Annotated in this window: 21 protein-coding genes; 16 read left to right on the forward strand and 5 right to left on the reverse strand. The window is 68.6% G+C overall.

Annotation, left to right across the window (positions count from 1 at the left end; all coding sequences use genetic code 11):
• Positions 1-5 precede the first annotated feature (5 nt).
• The 5 genes from NA3_RS15965 to NA3_RS15985 all read left to right on the forward strand — a co-directional run bounded on the left by NA3_RS15965 (position 6) and on the right by NA3_RS15985 (position 4670).
• Positions 6-644 (forward strand): TetR/AcrR family transcriptional regulator, encoded by a 639-nt coding sequence (locus NA3_RS15965; RefSeq protein ID WP_084491616.1) that lies wholly within the window; start codon positions 6-8, stop codon positions 642-644.
• Between the two features lie 137 nt (positions 645-781).
• Positions 782-1600 carry an SDR family oxidoreductase gene (locus tag NA3_RS15970; RefSeq protein WP_062964398.1) on the forward strand — a complete coding sequence of 273 codons (819 nt, stop codon included), beginning with the start codon at positions 782-784 and terminating at the stop codon, positions 1598-1600.
• Positions 1601-1637: 37 nt separating this feature from the next.
• Positions 1638-2861, forward strand: coding sequence for an acyl-CoA dehydrogenase family protein (locus NA3_RS15975; RefSeq protein ID WP_062964399.1), 1224 nt, complete (start codon positions 1638-1640; stop codon positions 2859-2861).
• Position 2862: 1 nt separating this feature from the next.
• Positions 2863-3633 carry an SDR family oxidoreductase gene (locus NA3_RS15980; RefSeq protein ID WP_062964400.1) on the forward strand — a complete coding sequence of 257 codons (771 nt, stop codon included), beginning with the start codon at positions 2863-2865 and terminating at the stop codon, positions 3631-3633.
• Positions 3630-4670 carry a phosphotransferase family protein gene (locus tag NA3_RS15985; RefSeq protein ID WP_062964401.1) on the forward strand — a complete coding sequence of 347 codons (1041 nt, stop codon included), beginning with the start codon at positions 3630-3632 and terminating at the stop codon, positions 4668-4670. Before NA3_RS15980 ends, NA3_RS15985 begins: the two co-directional genes overlap by 4 nt.
• Before the next feature lie 10 nt (positions 4671-4680).
• Here NA3_RS15985 and NA3_RS15990 read toward each other — a convergent pair whose 3' ends face one another.
• Both NA3_RS15990 and NA3_RS39145 read right to left on the reverse strand, forming a co-directional pair.
• Entirely contained in the window at positions 4681-5661 is a 981-nt protein-coding gene (locus NA3_RS15990) for an Acg family FMN-binding oxidoreductase (protein ID WP_062964625.1), read from the reverse strand.
• A 161-nt stretch (positions 5662-5822) separates the two neighbouring features.
• Positions 5823-6977: a PucR family transcriptional regulator gene (locus NA3_RS39145; protein ID WP_062964402.1), complete on the reverse strand. Its 1155-nt coding sequence runs from the start codon at positions 6975-6977 to the stop codon at positions 5823-5825.
• Between the two features lie 447 nt (positions 6978-7424).
• On the opposite strand from NA3_RS39145, the gene NA3_RS16000 reads away from it, so the two are divergent.
• From NA3_RS16000 to NA3_RS16015, 4 genes are all read left to right on the forward strand, one after another.
• Positions 7425-7967 (forward strand): DUF8020 domain-containing protein, encoded by a 543-nt coding sequence (locus NA3_RS16000; protein ID WP_062964403.1) that lies wholly within the window; start codon positions 7425-7427, stop codon positions 7965-7967.
• A gap of 196 nt (positions 7968-8163) precedes the next feature.
• Positions 8164-9081, forward strand: a complete 918-nt coding sequence (locus NA3_RS16005; protein ID WP_062964404.1) for a DAPG hydrolase family protein — start codon at positions 8164-8166, stop codon at positions 9079-9081.
• Positions 9082-9106: 25 nt separating this feature from the next.
• Positions 9107-9313 carry a hypothetical protein gene (locus NA3_RS16010; RefSeq protein WP_062964405.1) on the forward strand — a complete coding sequence of 69 codons (207 nt, stop codon included), beginning with the start codon at positions 9107-9109 and terminating at the stop codon, positions 9311-9313.
• 95 nt (positions 9314-9408) lie between these two features.
• The gene (locus NA3_RS16015) at positions 9409-10200 is read left to right on the forward strand and encodes a tetratricopeptide repeat protein (protein WP_062964406.1); all 792 of its coding nucleotides are present in this window, start codon (positions 9409-9411) and stop codon (positions 10198-10200) included.
• 69 nt (positions 10201-10269) lie between these two features.
• On the opposite strand, the gene NA3_RS16020 is transcribed toward NA3_RS16015, so the two are convergent.
• Positions 10270-11058, reverse strand: a complete 789-nt coding sequence (locus NA3_RS16020) for an amidohydrolase family protein (protein ID WP_062964407.1) — start codon at positions 11056-11058, stop codon at positions 10270-10272.
• 99 nt (positions 11059-11157) lie between these two features.
• Between NA3_RS16020 and NA3_RS16025 the strand changes: the two genes are divergently transcribed.
• The gene (locus NA3_RS16025; protein ID WP_062964408.1) at positions 11158-11559 is read left to right on the forward strand and encodes a MerR family transcriptional regulator; all 402 of its coding nucleotides are present in this window, start codon (positions 11158-11160) and stop codon (positions 11557-11559) included.
• On the opposite strand, the gene NA3_RS16030 is transcribed toward NA3_RS16025, so the two are convergent.
• Complete coding sequence (locus NA3_RS16030; RefSeq protein WP_218021831.1) at positions 11535-12275, reverse strand: M50 family metallopeptidase; 741 nt, start codon at positions 12273-12275, stop codon at positions 11535-11537. The genes NA3_RS16025 and NA3_RS16030 overlap by 25 nt on opposite strands.
• 124 nt (positions 12276-12399) lie before the next feature.
• Here NA3_RS16030 and NA3_RS16035 point away from each other — a divergent pair, with 124 nt between their 5' ends.
• Positions 12400-12735 carry a hypothetical protein gene (locus NA3_RS16035; RefSeq protein WP_062964409.1) on the forward strand — a complete coding sequence of 112 codons (336 nt, stop codon included), beginning with the start codon at positions 12400-12402 and terminating at the stop codon, positions 12733-12735.
• 49 nt (positions 12736-12784) lie between these two features.
• Here the strand turns inward: NA3_RS16035 and NA3_RS16040 are convergent, their stop codons facing one another.
• Positions 12785-14338 carry a succinic semialdehyde dehydrogenase gene (locus NA3_RS16040; RefSeq protein WP_062964410.1) on the reverse strand — a complete coding sequence of 518 codons (1554 nt, stop codon included), beginning with the start codon at positions 14336-14338 and terminating at the stop codon, positions 12785-12787.
• Positions 14339-14563: 225 nt separating this feature from the next.
• Here NA3_RS16040 and NA3_RS16045 point away from each other — a divergent pair, with 225 nt between their 5' ends.
• The 5 genes from NA3_RS16045 to NA3_RS16065 all read left to right on the forward strand — a co-directional run bounded on the left by NA3_RS16045 (position 14564) and on the right by NA3_RS16065 (position 19895).
• A complete protein-coding gene (locus tag NA3_RS16045) occupies positions 14564-15133 on the forward strand; it encodes a phosphatase PAP2 family protein (RefSeq protein WP_062964411.1) in 570 nt (189 codons plus the stop codon).
• A 95-nt stretch (positions 15134-15228) separates the two neighbouring features.
• Complete coding sequence (locus NA3_RS16050) at positions 15229-16452, forward strand: MFS transporter (RefSeq protein WP_062964412.1); 1224 nt, start codon at positions 15229-15231, stop codon at positions 16450-16452.
• Positions 16453-16667: 215 nt separating this feature from the next.
• Entirely contained in the window at positions 16668-19112 is a 2445-nt protein-coding gene (locus NA3_RS16055) for a sensor histidine kinase (protein WP_062964413.1), read from the forward strand.
• A complete protein-coding gene (locus NA3_RS16060) occupies positions 19090-19515 on the forward strand; it encodes a roadblock/LC7 domain-containing protein (RefSeq protein WP_030514365.1) in 426 nt (141 codons plus the stop codon). The genes NA3_RS16055 and NA3_RS16060 overlap by 23 nt, the downstream gene beginning before the upstream one ends.
• Positions 19512-19895, forward strand: a complete 384-nt coding sequence (locus NA3_RS16065; protein WP_062964414.1) for a DUF742 domain-containing protein — start codon at positions 19512-19514, stop codon at positions 19893-19895. Before NA3_RS16060 ends, NA3_RS16065 begins: the two co-directional genes overlap by 4 nt.
• Position 19896 lies beyond the last annotated feature (1 nt).

Raw genomic sequence — 19896 nt, forward strand, 5'->3', positions numbered from 1 at the left:
CGTCGATGGCCCGGACTTCCCTGCTGCGCGAATTGCCCACCACCGAGCGCGGGTTGCGTACCCGCTCGGCGCTGATCGCCGCCGCGCGCCGCGTCTTCGAGACCAGCGGCTATCTCGACACCCGGCTGGTCGACATCACGACCGAGGCGCACTGCTCCTCCGGCACCTTCTACACCTATTTCTCCAGCAAGGAGGAGATCTTCGCGGCCGTCCTGGAGGTCGCCCAGGAGGACATGATGCACCCGGGGATGCCGCATGTGCCCGAGGCCGACGATCCGGCCGCGGTCGTGGCCGCGAGCAATCGCGCCTATTTCGAGGCCTATCAGCGCAATGCCAAACTGATGGGCCTGCTGGAACAGGTCGCCAATATCGACCCCGAATTCCGGGTGCTGCGCCAGCGCCGCGCCGAGGCGTTCATCGACCGCAACGCTCGCAGTATCGAATCGCTGCAACGTCGTGGACTGGCAGATCCCGAGCTGGATCCGCTGCTCGCCTCGCGTGCTCTCTCCGGCATGGTGAGCCGCCTGGCCTTCGGGCATTTCGTGGCCGGTGACGACACCGATCGCCCGGTCGACCTGGACGAGCTGACCTTCACCGCGACCCGGTTGTGGGTCAACGCCCTGCGCATACCGGCCAAGTCCTGACTCGCCGTTTCGCCCTCCGGCGCGGCGCAGACCTGCTACAACAGCGGAGTGCGGCCCGCACGCACACCCGAAATTGAACTTGACGTCAACCTCAACTACGGTGAGGTGACATCACGGACACGGACAGGGGTACCGCAGTGCAGGTTGCGCAGAAAGTGGCCATCGTGACCGGTGGCGGAGGCGGCATCGGTGGCGCTCTCGCCGCACGCCTTGCCGCCGCGGGCGCGCGAGTCGTCGTCGCCGACATCGACGAGGCCGCCGCGAAGAACGTCGCCGACGCGGTGGCCGCCGACCATCCCGGTGCCTGCGTGAGCGCCGGGGCCGACGTCAGCGACCCGGAGGCGATCGCCGGCCTCATCGCCCTGGCGGAGAACACCTTCGGCCCGGTCGACCTGTACTTCGCGAACGCCGGCATCGCCGGTGCGGCCGGGCTCGACGTCGCCGAGGCCGACTGGGACCGGTCCTTCGACGTGAACGTGCGCGCGCACATCCGCGCCGCCACGCAGCTGGTGCCGAAGTGGCTCGAGCGCGGCGAAGGGTATTTCGTCAGCACAGCCTCCGCGGCCGGACTTCTCACCCAGATCGGCTCGGCCACCTACTCGGTCACCAAGCACGCCGCCGTCGGCTTCGCCGAATGGTTGTCGGTCACTTACGGCGACAAGGGAATTCGGGTCAGCTGCCTGTGTCCCATGGGGGTCGACACGGCCCTGCTGTACGCCGGGCGCGACTCCGGCGACCGGCTCGGCGCGGCCTCCACCCGGGCGGTGACCGCCGCCGGCGATGTGCTCGAACCCGCGCAGGTCGCCGACGAGGTGCTGGCCGCGATCGACACCGAGCAGTTCTTGATCCTGCCGCATCCGAGTGTGCTCGAGATGTATCGGCGCAAGGGGGCCGACTACGACCGCTGGCTGGCCGGCATGCGCCGTTACCAGCGCAGCCTGCTCGACGAGAACTGAACCATCACCACAGATTTCACAACGATCAGGAGAGCACATGTCGATGTTCGACATCTCCGAGCGGGCCGAGAAATATCGCGCTCAGCTGCTGGAGTTCATGGATTCGCACGTCTACCCCGCCGAGGCCGTCTACGACGAGCAGATGCGCGCCGCCGGTGATCCGCACTTCCAGCCGCCGATCCTCGAAGAGCTCAAGGCCGAGGCGCAGCGGCGCGGTCTGTGGAATCTGTTCCACCCCTACCCGGAATGGGGTCCGGGGCTGACCAATCTCGAGTACGCACCGCTGGCCGAGATCATGGGCCGCAGCCATCTGGCGCCGGAGGCGTGCAACTGCAATGCCCCGGATACGGGAAATATGGAGGTCTTCACGCTCTTCGGCACCGACGAGCACAAGGAGAAGTACCTGAAGCCGTTGCTGGCGGGCACGATCCGCTCGGCGTTCGCGATGACCGAACCCGCGGTCGCCAGTTCCGACGCCACCAATGTGGAACTGTCGATGGTGCGCGACGGCGACGAGTACGTTCTCAACGGCCGTAAGTGGTTCGCCTCCAACGCCTTGCACCCGAACTGCACCGTGCTGATCGTGATGGGCAAGACCGATCCCGACGCCGCGCCGCACCGCCAGCAGTCGATGATGGTGGTCCCCATCGACGCGCCGGGCGTGACCGTCATGCGCGGCCTGCCGGTCTTCGGTTATCAGGACCGCGAGGGTCACGCCGAGATCGATTTCCAGAATGTGCGGGTACCGCTGAAGGACGTGCTGAAGGGAGAGGGTGAGGGCTTCGCGATCAGCCAGGCCCGGCTCGGCCCCGGCCGCATCCACCACTGCATGCGGGCCATTGGAATGGCCGAGCGCGCACTGGAACTGATGTGCCGGCGCGCGAGTACGCGCGTCACCTTCGGCAAGCCGATCGCCGCCAACGCCAATATCCAGGACTGGATCGCCGAGGCGCGCATCGATATCGAGATGATCCGGCTGCTGACGTTGAAGGCGGCGTATCTGATGGACACCGTCGGCAACAAGGAGGCCCGCACCGAGATCGCCGCGATCAAGGTAGCCGCGCCGAATATCGCCTTGAAGATCGTCGACCGGGCCATTCAGGTCCACGGCGGCGCCGGTGTCACCGACGACTTCCCGCTGGCCATGGCCTGGGCGCATCTGCGCACGCTGCGGCTGGCCGACGGGCCCGACGAGGTGCACAAGCGGACGCTGGCCCGGCAGGAACTGCGCAAGTATCGAGATGTGAAGGCGGACAACTGATATGCCGAACGCGGATCTGACCGGCCGCACCGCGATCGTCACCGGCGCCTCGCGCGGCATCGGCCTCGCGACCGCGCAGGCCTTGGCCGCGGCCGGGGCCAACGTGGTGCTGACCTCGCGGGATCAGGAATCGGCCGACGCCGCGGCCGCGCAGGTGCAGGGCAACGCCCTCGGTATCGCCGCGCACGCCGTCGACGAGGATGCCGCGCGCGCCTGCGTCGACCGCACCCTCGAGCGGTTCGGCAGCGTCGACATCCTGGTCAACAACGCGGGCACCAATCCGGCGTTCGGCCCGGTGATCGATCAGGACCACGGCCGGTTCGCCAAGATCTTCGACGTCAACCTGTGGGCGCCGATCCTGTGGACGTCGCTGGCGACCAAGGCGTGGATGGGTGAACACGGCGGCGCGGTCGTGAACACCGCCTCGATCGGCGGTATGGGTTTCGAGGCGAACCTCGGCCTGTACAACGCCTCCAAGGCGGCGCTCATCCATCTCACCAAGCAGATGGCGCTGGAGCTGTCCCCGCGGGTCCGGGTCAACGCCGTCGCGCCCGGCGTGGTGCGGACCAAACTCGCCGAGGCGCTGTGGCGGGAACACGAGAATCTGGTCGCCGGCGCGACCGCACTGGACCGAATAGGCGAACCCGACGATATCGGCTCGGCCATCGCGTTCCTGGTCTCCGACGCCGCGCGCTGGATCACCGGTGAGGTGATGGTCGTCGACGGCGGGCAGCGTCTCGGCCACCCGGCGGCATTCCGGACGGCACCGTGACCGGCACGCCGGAACAGCCCCGCGGAATCGACCCCGCGGCCATCACACGGTGGATCGACGGCCTGGGCATCGGGCTGACCGGCGCCCCCGCCTTCACCCGGATCGGGCTCGGCCAGTCCAATCTCACCTATCTGGTACGCGACGACGCCGGACACCGCTGGGTGCTGCGGCGGCCGCCGCTCGGCCGGCTGCTGGCCTCCGCACACGATGTGGTGCGCGAGTCGCGGATCATGTCCGCGCTGGCCGGTACCGATGTCCCGGTGCCCGGAATCATCTCCGTCACAACCGATTCCGCGGTCTGCGACGCACCGGTGGTGCTGATGGAATACGTCGACGGGCAGGTCGTGGACACCATGGAGGTGGCGGAGTCGCTGACGCCGCAGCGACGCCTGGCCATCGCCCGATCCCTGACCCACACGCTGGCACGGATCCACGCGGTCGATCTCGAGGCGGTGGAGCTGGCGGATCTGGCCAGTCACAAACCGTATGCGCAGCGGCAGCTCAATCGGTGGTCGCGGCAGTGGGAGCAGTCACGCACCCGCGAGGTGCCCGACCTCGAGGACCTCACCCGCCGGCTCGCCGGATCGATTCCGCCGCAACGGGAAACGACGTTGGTGCACGGTGATTTCCATCTGCGCAACGTGATCACCTCGCGGGAGAACGGCGCGGTGGTGGCCGCCTTGGACTGGGAATTGTCCACCCTCGGCGATCCCCTCGCGGATATGGGGAGTCTGCTCGCCTACTGGGTCGAGCCCGGCGAGGACCTCGGGGGTGACTTCCCGGCCTCGGCGCTACCGGGTTTCCCGGACCGAGCCGAAATGGCGCGTGCCTACCTCGACGAGACCGGCCGCGACCGCGACGCGCTGACCTTCTGGCATGTGCTCGGATTGTGGAAGCTCGCGATCATCGCCGAGGGTGTGATGCGACGCGCGGCCGATACGCCGGGCAACAAGGCCGCCGCGGGCACGCCGACCGTCGAACGCATCGACGCCATCATCGCCCACGCCCGCGAGATCGCCGCCGACGCCGGCCTCTGACGCGCGTCGTTCAGGACGCGACGGCGGCCGCGATCACCTCGGTGACCGGCCGCCGTGGCGTATGCGGCAGCGGTGCGGCGCCGGACGGCAGCCAGCCCATTCGCACCATCGTCTGCGGATACGCGCATTCGGAGAGCACATGGCGGCGCATCTCGGCGCGCAGATCGGGCAGGGCCAGCGGTTCGGACTGCAGACTCGACGACAGGCCCAGCGTCGTCGCCGACAACAGCAGAGCGCTCACCGCCTCCCCCGCACGCAGCCGCGCGAGGCGGTCGTCGCCGGTCGTGCACACCACCAGCCATTCGGCGGCCTCGGGTTCGGTGGCCGGGTCGGCCAGCTCCGGCGACTCGAACCGGCGCTTGGCGATCTCGTCGTCGGGACGCGGTGCTGGGGTGTTCGCGGCCGGGACACCGTCGGCGGTCCCGTGCCGCCCGCTCCAGACCGCCAGTTCGTGCAGATACGCGGGGTCGGCGGCGTGACGCACGGCCGCCACCCGGGCGGCGTCGGCCAGTTCCGGGCGCAGCTCCGGCGGCACCTGCCGTGCGGCGGCGCCGTAGGCGCGGGCATCGGCGGACACCTCGCGCACGAGGGCCTGCGGCACCGGGCGGGCGCTGTAGCGGCGGCGATCGGACTGCCGGTGGGCGATCGCGGCGGCGAGTTCGATATCGCGCGCCGACGGCGTCCGCGGGCGCATGGTGATCGCCGCGAGGTGGTCGGGATCGGTGTCGTCGGGAAGATAGGTGACCTGCGCGGACCAGCCGAGCATCGCCAGCGCCACCCGCATGTGGTGCAGCGCCGTGCCGCAGCTCAGCAGCAGTGCGCGCTGGGCCGGATCGGTCACGGTCAACTGCCGGGACTCGTCGGCGTGCAGGTGGATGGTCTCCTCGTGCAATGACCACCGCCACGGCTGGGTGTTGTGCACCGAGGGGGCGCGCACGGCCATCTCCACGGCGTCGGCGAAAACCGCGGTGAACGGATCGGCGAATGTCATGATGCCGGTTCTGCCTTTCGAGCGTCGCACGGACATACGGGGATGTGGTGCCCGGATCTCGGTCGCCACATCGCCTCCCTGTATCGATCAACCACCGGTGCGGCCGGGAAGTTTCGTAACAGTTCACAAAATCTCGGCGCGCGGGCTTGTCAACCGCTCACTCAGGCCTCCGCGCCGCCGGAATTCAGCTCCCGATAACGCAGCGCCCACCACACCTGCTGGGCCACGTGCGGATCCTTCAACGACGCCCCGGTCAGTTCCTCGAACCGGGACAACCGATAGCGGACCGTGTTGTGGTGCAGATACAGCCGATGGCCGGTTTCGCTGGCGTTGAGGCCCGCCGCCAGATACGTGTCGACGGTGTCGAGTATCGATCCTGCCTCGGCATCGTCGACTGGAGTGATGTAGCGATGCATCAGAGCGCTGCCCACGTCACTGTCACCGACGACGGCCGGCAGGACGCCCAGATCGGTGAGGGTGTGGCGGCCCGGGCGGCCGAACAGCCGCGCGGTCTCGGCGACCCGGCCGGCGATGTGCAGTGAATACGGAACCCGCTCGAGCGCACAGGAGGGTCCCACGCCGAGAAACACTCCGGCCGAGGGGGCCGACTCGTCGCGCGGATCGCAGATGCCGACCACATCGCGTTCCAGGATCGCGACCACACCGCGCGGCGGACGGAAACCCGGCCGCTGCCGCAACTCCCATTCGGTGTGCTCCGGTTCCTCGGTGATCGCGCGGAAGGCCGCGTACACACCGTCGAGGCGCAGGCCGACGTATTGCGCCCGGCGGCGCAACTCACCGGCGGGCAGCGCACCTTCGGCCAGCGCGCGCACCATATCGTCGCGCCGGGTGTCGAGGGCGCGGGTGATCTGAGCTTCGGCCTCGCGATGGCCGGAACTGTAGGCGACGGTGGCCGCGTCCGAGGCGCGCAGCAGGGCCGCGAGCACTGACATCAGTGCCGCGCCCGGCCGGGTCGCCCAGTGCTCGGAGGCGCCGATGCGTTCGATGACCTCCCCCACCACGATCTGCCATCCGCGCAGCATCGCGTCGAGCGGCACACCCAGTTCGGCGCGCAGCGCGCCGTACGCGCGGAAGTCCGCCAGCTCTCGTTCGTCGAGTGGCCGGTCGGCCGCGGTGGCGTTGATCAGACGATCCACCGCGTCGGCGATCGAGGGCACCAGGTCGGCGGCGGCAATCCCGCGGTATGCCGGGATCTCGCGCTGGAGCCGGGTACAGACGTGGACGGCGAACGCAGCGGGGTCGCCGATCACGGAGGGCCGCAATCGCGGGCGCGTCGCACCGTCGTCGTCGCTCACATCGGTCGACGATACGGGCCGCGGATTCGGAAACGACGGTTGCTGCGGTCGGGTCGCCGAGTCGCGCCACGGCCGTCGGCGCAGTTCCGCGGCCTTTCCCGTGCCGGTCGGGCGGTGCCGAGCCGCGTCCTCGGTACGGGCCGGCGAGCGGATTCCGGACTCGGCCGACTCCGGGCCGGAGAGTGCGCGGGCGTCTACATCGGCGGGTGGAAAAGCCGCGGCATCCGTTCGGCAATCGGGGCGGATCCGCCCAGCTACCCACGCCGCCCATCGGGATGCGGATTTTGGGCGAATCGCAGGCAAACGCGTTGCGCGAGAGCCGGTTTCGGTCACCACCGATCGGAAACCGAACACCGGCGCACTATCTGGGTAAGAATGAGGACGGCCGAGATCCGGCCACAGGGGACATGTCGGCCCGGCCGGGCCGACGGATTGTGGGGAAAGATCATGAGAGCCAAGAAATTCGCCGCTACCGCGCTACTGGCCGTCGGCGCCACCACGGTGGCCGCCGGTGTCGTGCAGGCCGCACCGGCCACGGCCTCCGAGGTCGCGGTGCGCGGTGTCGAACAGGGCGTCGGCTTCGTCACCGCGCCGACCGCCGACCACACCGGTCTGACGACCACCGTGGACGCCGGATCCTTCACCGTCACCGGTGATTCGGTCACCCTCACCGATGCCGCCGGCCGTGCCGTCGTTTCGGTGCCGCTCGGCCTGCGCACGGCTTCGGGAACGGTCGGCCTCACGCCGCGCATCGAGAATGCCGGCCGCACCCTCACGCTGATGCCGCAGTCGGCCACCGAGCGGACCGCACAGGCGATCGACGAAGCCTCCGACACTCTCGCCCGCAAGCAGTACAACGCGGGTGTCGGCGCCCTGGTCGGCGCCGGAATCGGTGCGGTCCTGGGCTTCTTCCTGGGTGGTGTCGGCGCCCTGGTCACCATCCCGATCGGCGCCGGGATCGGAGCCCTGATCGGCTACTCCACGCCGTAGCCGGTACCTCGCGGGCCGTGCGGCCCCTCGCATCGCGAACGCGCACGGCCCGCGGTGGGCTCGGCCTGCGGTGCTACTGGGAGACCTCATCACCGGCCCGCCGTAAGACCGAGCAGCTCGGCGATGTCGGCTGATCCTGTTGGGAGATACCACCATCGGCGCATCCGCCCCGCTCTCCGGGCAGTAGCCTCCTCGCATGGTGAGACTTACGGCCCTGTCGCGGCGACGGGCGCTGACCCTTGCGGCGGCCGGCGCGGGAGCGTTCGCCGTGGTTCGATCGCCTCTCGCACGCGCCGACGGGCCCGACAACGCGCGCTATAGCGGCTACTCCGCGCAGGACAGCGCCGAGCCGTACGCACATTTCATGGCCGAGCACACCGTGCCGCCACAGCCGGCCGTCGCGGCGGCGTATGCCGGCCCACCCACTCCTGCGGACCGGATTCCGCCCTTTACGGCGCTGATCGAAGAACTGGGGCCCGCGGGTTATTCGCCGATCGAAACCGGTTACGGCCGAACCGATTCCGGGATCGTCTGGGTGGCGGTACGGACCGAGATGCCACGCGTGACGGCCGCTATGTGGGACTGGTGGTTCGGGTGGCATCTGGTCGAATCCGCCCGGTACAAGCTGTGGCATCCGGATGCGCACATGTACGCGGAGGTGGCGGCCGATCGAACCGGTGGGGTGATGCCGGACCGACAGCGGTACGTCGGCAACATCTCCTACGTCGACGAATTCATCGGCCCCGAATTGCAGCAACTCGCCATCGCCTTCCACGATCCGGTCGCCTACGGGTTCACCGTTCCCGACGATCACACCGTGGTGCTCGGCCGGGTCGGAAGCAGCGTCGCGCCCGTCGACCTGGGCTGGCTGGCCCATCAGGTCCGCCCCGTTACCGGTGGATGCGAGATGCGCAGTCGCTTCTACCTGCGCATCTACGGAGTCCACACCCTGGATCCGGTGCACACCGCGCGTGCGGTGCAGCGCGGTGCCGCCGCCGACCCCGCCGACCTCCTCCCTGGACTCGACCTCGCTCGCGATCTGCTGTTGCACTGCGGGCAGGAGATGAACCATCTCGCCCGATTCCTGCCGGAGCTGTACCACGAATTCGCCTGACGGATCCGGCAGTCACAATGGTGGTGTGCCGGATTCGCCGATCTCCCCCGCCGTCGCCGCGCTGATCCGCTGGCAGGACAGCGGTGGCGTCTGGCGGGTGCTGGGCCGCCGCGGCACGCACGTGACCATCGGGCTGTTCGAATGCACCGGCGGTGACGAGGTGGATCGCATCGTCTCCGCGGATCCGGATGTGCGGGCATTCGTCGGGCAGCGCAGCGGTAGCGAGGACTGAAACTCGCCGGTTCGGCGCCATTTTCCGGCCGCAGGGACTACGGTGTGCGCGGCAGTGCATCGATTCCCCCTGCGGCTGCGGTGAAAGGCGGCGCGATGGCCGGTACCGGTGAGGCGAATCGCCCCCTGGCCGAACGATATCCGGGCACCGAGCCGGTCGGTTGGCGCGGTGCCACGGTCCACCCGATGTACTCGCAGCGCCTGGGTGCCGAACCGACGGTGGTGCGGTTGTCGCTGCGCGCTGTAGCGCCGCCGCCGGGACTGCTGGGCCTGGGCATCGGATTGTCGGTGATCGACGGATATGTGATGGTGCGAGGGAGCAGGTTGCCGGGCGTCGATGTCTGGAGCGATGCTCTCGCCGAGGGGATCGATCTACGCCTGTCGGGAACCGGCCCGGAGGCCGCGTACACCCTCACCCCGGTCTGGATGACCGCCGCGGGCGCGGTCGAATCCTGGACGGGCAACTACGGCCTCGTCATCGAACGCGGCACGGGTGCGACCATGCTGCTGCGCTGCAGCACCGGCGTCGGGGAACCTGATTTCGGCGAATTGGTCGTCGCGGTGACGGCCACCGTCGACGCCGCCGGCGATCAGGACCGGTTCCGGTCCGCGCTCTACCACCTCGGCGTGGAGGCGCACACTCGCGGCGACCTCGACCAGGCCCGGCGGTTGTGGCGGCAGGCGGCCGAACTCGGACATGCCGGAGCCGCCTACGATCTGGGCGTACTCGGTTACCGGACACGCGAATTCGACGAGGCGCAACGCTGGTGGCGCGTGGCGGCCGAACAGGGCGACCCGCGCGCGATGGCCGGCCTCGCCGAAGTGCTGGAGCGCCAGGGCGATTCGGCCGCAGCCCGGAAATGGCGTGCCCAGGCTCAGGGGGGTTGAGCCGTCGAGAGGCCGGGCCGCCCGACGCCTCGTCGGTGCCCCGCACGGTCGCCGGGGCGGCTGGGCGTCTCAGAGAATGCCCAAGAGCTTTCCCAGGTTTCCTCCGAGCACCAAGTCACGCACCTCGCCGGGTGAGGTGACCCGTTCTACGGCTGTGCGGGCGAGCACCGGATCGCCGTAGGGAGCATCCGAGCCGAACAACGTTCGCTCCGGAATTTCGCGGATCGCCAGCCGCACCGCGAAAATGATGTTGGCTGTGGACAATTCCACATACATACTCGGTGTGTCCCGCACGAGTTCGATCGCCTCCATCCAGTTCGTCCCGCCGAGCTGGCTGACCACCAGCGGAACCGCCGGGTATCGCGCGGCGAGACGGGACAACGTGCGCAGGTCTTCGCCGGTGGTCGGGGCAAATCCGTGGACCACGACCGGCAGCCCGCCGTGGTCGTGCGCCGCGGCGAGCACGGGCTCGATCCGGGCTGCCTCACCCGCGGGAGGTGTAAGTTCCCCGATGCCGCGCAGTCCGCGTCCCACCACCTCGCGGTCGATCAGAGCCGCGATGTCCTGCTCGGGCAGGTCCACCGGTATGGAGCCGAACCCGATGAACCGGCTCGGGTGCGCGGCCAGGGTCTCATGAAGCTCTGCCCAGGCGGTGCGATATCTGTCGAGGCGGTTCTCACCGCCTGCCAGGGCGCTGTCGAGGACGCCCATCTCACGGCGTAATGATGCGAGATCGACGGCCCGTTCCGGATGCGGTCTGGTTCCGAAGAGCACAGCCCGATCCACTCCCGCGTCGTCCAGAGCGGCGAGGTGGCTTTCGACCGGGTCGTGGACATGACTGTGGGCATCGATGATCAAAAGGGTCCTCCCGGAAAGAGTGGGCCGCTGGAATGCGGCAGAGCAGGCCCACTGTTGCTCCTTGACACTGTTGGAAGGTCAAGCGCGAGAGGAAAGACGGTGCTCATCGGAGAACTGGCCAAGCGGACCGGAACCAGCGAACGCCTCCTGCGCTACTACGAACGGGTGGGGCTGCTCCGGTCCGAGCGCCGGTCCAACGGGTATCGGACCTATGACGAGAGCGCCACTACGACGGTCCTGCGGATTCGGGCGCTGCTCGCGGCCGGCCTGCCGACTCGTGTCATCCGCCGAATCCTTCCCTGCACCGACGCTGCGGCGGCGGTACTGCCCTGTCCCGGCGTCCTGGACGCGCTCCGCGCTCAGCTGCGCGTCCTCGACCAGCGGTCGGCCGAGATCAACACAGCCAGAAGCGTTTTGCTGCAGACCATCAGCACCACAGAGACCGCCGCCGCACGTGCGGCGCTACCCGAAACCCCTCAGGCGGCCGTGCCGCCGAGCTGAATTCCGAGCAGCTCACCGGCCCCCACGACCAGGGCCGCGACGGTGAGCAGGCCGAACACGACGACCCACAGCCGCGCCGGAATGCGGGTGAGCCAGGCCAGCTGATCGGCGTCGGATCCGTCGCCGCGCACCGACACCTGCCACAGTTCGAGCACCGCGCGCACGCCGCCGAACAGCAAAAACCATGTGACCACATAGCCGAAGACGCCCTGCCACACCGCAGTCCCGTACCAGGACACGGCGAAGGCGGCCCCGCCCGCGCAGATCACCGCGAGGAAGCCGAACACGTTGCGGATCACCACGATCAACACCACCAGCGCCGCGATGAGGATCCACAGCATCATCGTCTGGCGTCCGGTGCCGAGCAGGATCGCGAATCCCAGCCCCACCGCCGAGGGAGCCGGATAGCCGGCCAGGGTGGTCAGCACCATCCCGAAACCTCGTGGCTTGCCACGGGATACGGTCACTCCGGACGTGTCGGAATGCAGGCGGATACCGCTGAGGGTACGGCCTGTGCAGACCGCCACGACCGCGTGGCCGATCTCGTGGGCGATCGTCACACACGTCCGCAGTACTCGCCACACCGGCCGGTAGAGCACCACCGCCGCTGCCGCCGCTGCCGTGGCCAGCACCACCCATACCGGCGGCTGCGGGGATATCGTCGTCAATTTATCGGTTACCGACGACACCGCATCGGCCGTTCGAGACAGCTGCACCGCCGTAGGGTAGCGGTCCGTCCGATTCGGCCGGATACGACGGGGTATTCCGGCCGGTGAACGCTTAGGCTTGCGGTCGAATTGCCGGGATCGGCCCGGCACGCGGCCTCGACGAGGAGACCAGATGACATCCAGGGCCCATCGCAGCATCGCCGCGCTGTTCGGCACCATCGCAGCGACCGCGGTGACCGCGGGCCTGCTGAGTGGATGCTCGGACGTGCAGCGCGCGATCAACAAGGGTGGTGACACCCCGTGCAGCGACTATGTCAAACAGGACGCCGACACCAAGCGGGTCACGATCACCAAATTCGTGAAACAGCAGACGAACAACGATCACGAGCCCGCCGGCACCCAGGTCGACGCCACCATGGCGGCGGTGGATTTCCTGTGCGCCAACCAGCGCAACGCCGACACTCCGATCAAGAACGCGAATCTGACCGGAATCTTCTTCAACCAGTGAGTGCGCGCGGGGCCGGTCACCGGGGCACCGGTGACCTGCCCGGCCGGGCTCAGCGTCCGGGCAGGTAGCGGAAGCTACGCGCGAGCGTCATCAGCAACGCCTGCCACTTCGACTGCGGAATCCCCAGCGGCGCATCCAGATTCATTCCGCGGGTGACGACCACCGTCTGCGGTTCGGTGAACTTCAGCAGTCCGTCGGGGCCGTGGCGGCGGCCGACGCCGGAGATCCCCATTCCGCCCATCGGTGCGCCGGTGCTCCCCCACGCCGGTGCGTAACCCTCATCGACACAGACGGTTCCGGTCCGCAGCCGGGCCGCGATGGCCTGGCCCTCGGACGCGCTGCTCGCCCACACGCTGGCGTTGAGCCCGTATTCGGTGTCGTTGGCGCGGGCGATGGCCTCCTCGACATCGGCGACCGGATAGATCGAGACCAGCGGGCCGAAGGTCTCGTTGCGGCCGCATTCCATCTCGTCGGTGACCTTGCTCAATACGGTCGGCTCGAAGAACAGCGGACCCAGATCGGGGCGCGCATTGCCGCCGCCCAGAATTTCGGCGCCCTTGGACGTGGCGTCGGCGACGTGCTTGGTGACGGTCTCGAGCTGCGCCGGTGAGATCAGGCTACCGATATCGGTCGAGAAGTCGTAGGCCGCACCGAGTTTCGCGGCGCCGACCGCCTTGACGAACTTCTCGCTGAACTCCGCCGCGATCGACTGCTCGACATAGATCCGCTCGATCGAGATGCACAGCTGGCCGGCGTTGGAGAAGCATGCACGCACGGCCGCCTTGGCGACCTTGTCCAGATTCGCACCGCGGGTCACGATCATCGGGTTCTTACCGCCGAGCTCGGCGGAGAATCCGATCAGCCGCTTGCCGCACTGCTGGGCCAGTTCGCGCCCGGTGGCCGAGGAGCCGGTGAACATCAGGTAGTCGCACTGGTCGACGATCGCGGTGCCGACCACGCTGCCCGGGCCCGGAATCACTTGCAGCACATCGCGCGGCAGCCCCGCGCGCAGCAGTAACTCCACGCTCGCCAGTGACGAGTACGGCGTCTGGCTGTCGGGTTTGACGACGACCGCGTTGCCGGCCAGCAGCGCCGGGATCGCATCGCCGATCGACAGCACCATGGGATAGTTCCACGGCGCGATGACGCCGACCACGCCCTTGGGCTGGGTGCGCACCTGCGCGCGGTTCAGCACCGGGAACGCGCCCGGCACCGAATGCGGCGCCAGCAGCTTCGGCGCCACGCGCGAGAAGTAGCGGGCCGCGAACATCATGCCCAGGATTTCTTCCTGCGCCGCCCACCGGGCCTTGCCGGTTTCGGCCTGGATCACGTCCATCAGGTAGTCGCGTTCGCTGATGATCAGGTCGCGGAAGCGTTCGAGCACCGCCGCCCGTTCCTTCGGCGTGCGTTTCGCCCAGTCCGCCTGCGCGGCGCGGGCGCGGGTGAACGCGACGCTCACATCGTCGGCGGTACCCACCGGCACCTCGCCCAGCGGTCGCCCGGTGAACGTCTCGGCGATGGTTTTGTTCGCGTGGTCACGGGAACCGTCGACGGACGCGAACGCCCGCAGACGCTCGAACACCGCAGCTTCCGGTACGGGCATCGTCGCCTCCTACTTGTGAGTAATGTAACCCTCCGATACACATAATCTACCGCGCGCTGCACGGCCATATCTCCGCCCTGGGGCGGATATCGTCCGACGTCCCCGAGCCCGGCCGCTCGAGGGGTGCGCAAGGCTTCGCTCGCGCGATGGTCGTCCATGGACCGATAACGCACGGCAGCGTCGAGCAATCGAATTCCCGGGCAGGAGCGAGGCAGAATGTGCCCGGTGAGCGTGGATCTGGACATTCTGCGGTTGCTCGCCGACCACAGAGCACCGGCATTGACCGTGGTGGCGCGCTGGGCGATGGACATCGGGACCAACGGTACGGCTATGGCGGCGGTCGCTGGGGTGGGGTTGGCCGTGGTGGCCGCGAAACGCTGGTGGTGGCAAGGGATCGTGATCGCCGTGTCGGTCGTGTCGGCACAAGCGGTGGCCAGGGCCCTCAAACAGATGATCCAGCGAGCGCGACCGCCGGAAGATCTCGCGGTGGTCCAGGTCGGTGCGTTTTCGATGCCGTCGACGGTGGCCGCGATGACTGCCGCTGTCGTGGTGGCCGCCTATGCCGTCCTGCCCTGGCCGGCGGAGTACCGGCACAGGGTTGTCGCTCTGCTCGCAGTACTCCTCGTGGTGATCGGTGTCGCGATGATCTACCTCGGGGCGCATTGGCCGACCGATGTGCTGGCGGGATGGGGTGTCGGGTTCGGTGTCGGTGCCGCCGTCGTCGGTCCGACCCGCGTCTGGCGTCGCTGGGAGATCCGGCGGAAGGTTTCGGGCCGCGCGCCGTACCCACGCTGACGTGCTTCCGAGCGTTCCCCTGCCCCGCCCGCACCCCGATGCGATCATGGATCCGTTCGGGGCGGCGGCGGATCGGCGACGACCGGAGGCGGATCATGGCGGCTCGGCGGGCTGATACGCGGCCCAGGCGGGTTCCGGCTGCGCCGCTGGGCGCGTGGGGTTTCGTCGTGCGGTTCGGAATCGTCAGTTTGCTCGCGGATTTCGTGTACGAAGGGGCGCGGTCGATCACCGGGCCCCTTCTCGGGTCACTGGGCGCGTCCGGATTGGTCGTGGGTGTGGTGACCGGAGTGGGCGAGGCGGCCGCGCTGGTGCTGCGGCTGGTCTCCGGCCCGCTCACCGACCGGACGCGGCGGTTCTGGGCGTGGACCATCTCCGGATATGTGCTCACCGTGGTCAGCGTCCCATTCCTGGGTGTGGCGGGGGTGTTGTGGGTGGCGGCCGCGTTGGTGATCGCCGAACGGGTGGGCAAGGCGGTGCGCAGTCCGGCCAAGGACACATTGCTCTCCCATGCCACCACGGTCACCGGGCGCGGGCGCGGCTTCGCGGTGCACGAGGCGCTCGATCAGGTCGGCGCGGTCGCCGGGCCGCTCACCGTCGCGGCGGTTCTGGCCGCGACCGACGACGATTTCACTCCGGCCCTCACCATGCTGGCGATCCCGGGTGTGGCGACGCTGCTGGTGCTGGTTCGCATCCGAATCCGCGTCCCGGACCCGGCACGATACGAACCCGCCGTGGCGCCCCGGCCGGGAATCCCGAGAGCGCCGCTGCCCCGCAGATTCTGGCTGTATTGCCTGTTCACCGCCGTCTCGATGCTGGGCGCCACCACCTACGGCGTGCTGTCGCTGCACATGGTGGCGGCCGGGGTGTTCACGGCGGCCACGGTCCCGGTGGTGTATGCCGCGGCCATGGGCGCCGATGCCGTCGCCGCGCTGGCCTCCGGCTGGCTGTACGACCGCGTGGGCGCGAAAACGCTCCTTGTGCTGCCGGTTTCGACGGCACTGGTGCCGGTCTTCGGTTTCACCGGCGGTGTGGGCGCGGTGTTCGCGGGCGCACTGCTGTGGGGTGCGACGGTCGGTGTGCAGGAGTCCACGCTGCGTGCCGTGGTGGCCGATCTGGTTCCGGGCGATCGCCGCGCCACCGCCTACGGCATCTACGCCGCAGTCCTCGGCGCCGCCACCGCCGCCGGCGGCGCGATCACCGGATTCCTCTCCGACACATCGTATTCGGCGCTGGTCGCGACCGTCGTCGTGGTCGAGTGTGCGGCCGTTGCCGTTCTCTTCGCCCTCGCCGCGCGTCGACGCCCGGCTACCGGGCGGTAACCGAACGCCCTGTCTCACAGCCGGATTCGCGTACACCTATACCTAACGCTGTTCAAACGTGTGACTTGCCACAATGTCTCGTCGGCCGTCATCTTCACCACACTCGCTAATGGGCGTCTGACCTGCCAACTCATAGCAGGTGAGGAAAGTCAATGCGGGTCTCGCTCAGCGGTATCCGGCCTGAAGTTTGAAACATCCCCCGTTATGTTGTGCCGATGTTGAGAGCGAGGCTCGGTATCCGGACCCGCATTCTGGCCATCGCAGTGATTCCGAGCTTGACGTTGCTCGGAATCGGTGTGGGCACAGCGGGTTATCTGGTACGGGAGGGGCAACACGCCAAGGACTGGGCATCGATCCTGGGCAATGCCAATGTGCACACTCGCGAGATGATCGCCGCGGTCGAACAGGAGCGGATGCTGTCGCTGTGGCATCTGGCCGGTGAGCACGGCGACCCGGCCGCGCTCGGCGCGGCGCGCACACGAGTGGACAATGCCCTGCAGGCCCTGGCCGCCACCGAGAACAAACTGATGACCAGCGGTTCGAATCCGATGGGTGACGACACCGGCGGATTCGAAACCCTCAAGAAGCAACTTCCGGCCATTCGCGGCGGGATCGATGCGGGCGCGCTGCCGATTCCCGAAACCTACGCCATCTACAACCGCATTCTGGATGCCGTCGTCGTCGGCACCAATCTCACCATCCCGACCGCACCCGATGCCGCCGTCGCCCAGCAGTTGGCCGGCGGTCTGCGCACGCTGCACGCGATGGAGGGCATGTCGCGTAGCGCCGCGCTGACCGCGGCCGAACTCAACGGCCAGATCCTGGCCGGCCAGATGCGCGACGACTACCGCAACCTGGTGGGCTACTACCGCACCGAACTCCCCCAGCTCGCCGCGGACCTCACCGGCCCCCCGGCGGACAAGATCAAAACGGTCATCGCCTCCCCGGCCTGGCAGCAGCTGGCCGCGATGGAGGACTACCTCATCCATCCGCCGGCGCCGAACAAGAACGGCGAATTGCCGCCCCCGCCGATGAGTTTCGCCGACTGGCGCACCTCGGCCGAACAACTCGGCGACCAACTGCTCGCCGCTTGGCAGTATCAGAACGACCATGCCAACCAGACCGCCGTCGACGACGGCGACCGCACCGCGACCAATTCGCTGTGGGCAGGCGCCGGCGTGCTGGCGATCGCGATCATCGCCTTCCTGCTGTCGCTGTGGCTGGCGAACCGGTTGATCGGGCGGCTCAAGCGCCTGCGCACCGAAACCCTCGCGCTGGCCGAGGTCCGCCTGCCCGAAACGATGCGCCGCCTCAGCGAGGGCGAGAACGTCGATCCCGAAATCGAGGCGGCCAGGCTGGACTTCGGTCACGACGAGATCGGTTCGGTGGCCAACGCGTTCAACCGCGCCCACACCGCGGCCGTCGCCGCCGCGGTCACCGAGGCGCGCACCCGCGAGGGCGTACGCGCGGTATTCCTCAACATCGCGCACCGCAGCCAGATCGTGGTGCACCGCCAGCTCGAGATTCTCGACGAAGCCGAACAGCGCCAGGAGGATCCGGCTCTGCTCGAGACCTTCTTCCGCCTCGACCACCTGGCCACTCGCGAACGCCGCAATGCCGAGAATCTGATCATCCTCGGTGGCGGCGAACCCGGCCGGCAGTGGCGGCGCCCGGTGCCGCTGGTCGAACTGGTACGCAGCGCGATCGGTGAAACCCTCGACTACGCGCGGGTTCGCGCGCATCGGATGCCGCAGGTGTTCATCGTCGGCAACGTGGTCGCCGACCTCATCCACCTGCTCGCGGAGCTGGTCGACAACGCCACCTCCTTCTCCCCGCCGCAATCACGGGTCGAGGTGAACAGCAACGTGGTCGGCAAGGGTGTGGCGATCGAGATCAGCGATCAGGGCATGGGCATGCCCGCCGACGAACTCGAACGCGCCAACGAGATGCTGCGCAACCCACCGGATTTCGGTGTGGCGACCCTGTCGGCCAATTCGCGCCTGGGCCTGTTCGTGGTGGCCCAGCTGGGCGCTCGCCACGGCATCACGGTGCGGTTGTCGGAATCCGACTACGGCGGCATCCGCGCCATCGTGCTGGTGCCGACCGCCGTCGTGGCCGCCGACGCGCCGCTGGCCGACCATCTGCCCGAACGGTTCGCCGGTCGCCGCCCCGAGCCCGCGATGACCGGTGAGATGCCGGCGATCTCCGCGGCCGAACCGACCTCGGCGGCAACGTCGCTGGCGACGCTGTCGCCACCGCAACCGCAGGCCTGGTCCGATTACCCGCGCACCGACAGCGCGCCGCGCACCGACGACCGGACCTGGGCCGACACCTCGACCCGGCACGAGGTTCCGCCGCGCCACGAAATGCCCGCGACGCCGACCGACCAACCGGCGCGACGCAGTCCGCAGCGCCCGTCCTACACTGGCAGCGATGCTCGCCCACCGTTGCCCCGCCGTCGCCGACAGGCCAGTCTGGCACCGGAATTGGCGCACGACCCCCAACCCGACGCGGCGTCCCCGCAGCGGCCGCGTTCGGCGGAACAGGCACGAGACCTGATGTCCGCCATCGAGAACGGAACCAGGCAGGGGCGGCGATCGCAGCCCGGCCCCACTCCGGACGAACAGGAAGGCGAAGGTGACTTCTTCCAACGCAGGTGATCTGAACTGGCTGCTCGACGATCTGGTCGATCGCCTGGCCGGGGTGCGCTACGCGGTGGTGCATTCCACCGACGGGCTGCTGCTGGGCCGCTCCACGTCGATGAGCCGGGAAGACGCCGAACACTTCGGCGCCATGTCGGCCACGCTGTACGGGCTGGCGCGCAGCGCCGGAAACCGGTTCGACGGAGGCGGCGTACGCCAGGCCGTCATCGAACTCGACCGTGCGGTACTGTTCGTCACCGCGGCCGGTGACAACGCATGTATCGCATTGCAGGCCAACGAGAACGCGAATCTGGGTATGGTGGCCTACGAAATGAATCTGACCGTGCAGCGAGTCGGTGGTTACCTGTCCACCGATCCGCGTAACGGTCTGGCCGAGCACGTGGAGCATAGATTGTCATGACGCGCTTCGGTCAACCGTGGTTCGACGATGCGGCCGGCCCTCTGGTCCGACCGTACGCCGTGACGCGGGGCCGCACCGTGGGGGCGGGACACGATCTGGACATGCTCACACTGGTGGTGACCGTGTCACCGGGTCCGCCGCTGCGGCGCGTCGAACCCGAATACGCGGAAATCGTTCGGCTGTGCCGGACTCCGCAATCGGTGGCCGAGGTCTCGGCGAGACTCAAGCTACCGTTGGCGGTGACCAAGATCCTCGTCGGTGATCTGATCGGCGAGGGTCTGCTGAATTTCCGGGCCCCCGCCCGGACCGACACCGATACCGGCGGGACCGGCGAACTGAACATTTTGCGAGCAGTACTCGATGGAATCCGAAAGCTGTAGA

This window comes from Nocardia africana NBRC 100379, assembly GCF_001612635.1.
In the GTDB taxonomy this organism is placed as follows: domain Bacteria; phylum Actinomycetota; class Actinomycetes; order Mycobacteriales; family Mycobacteriaceae; genus Nocardia; species Nocardia africana.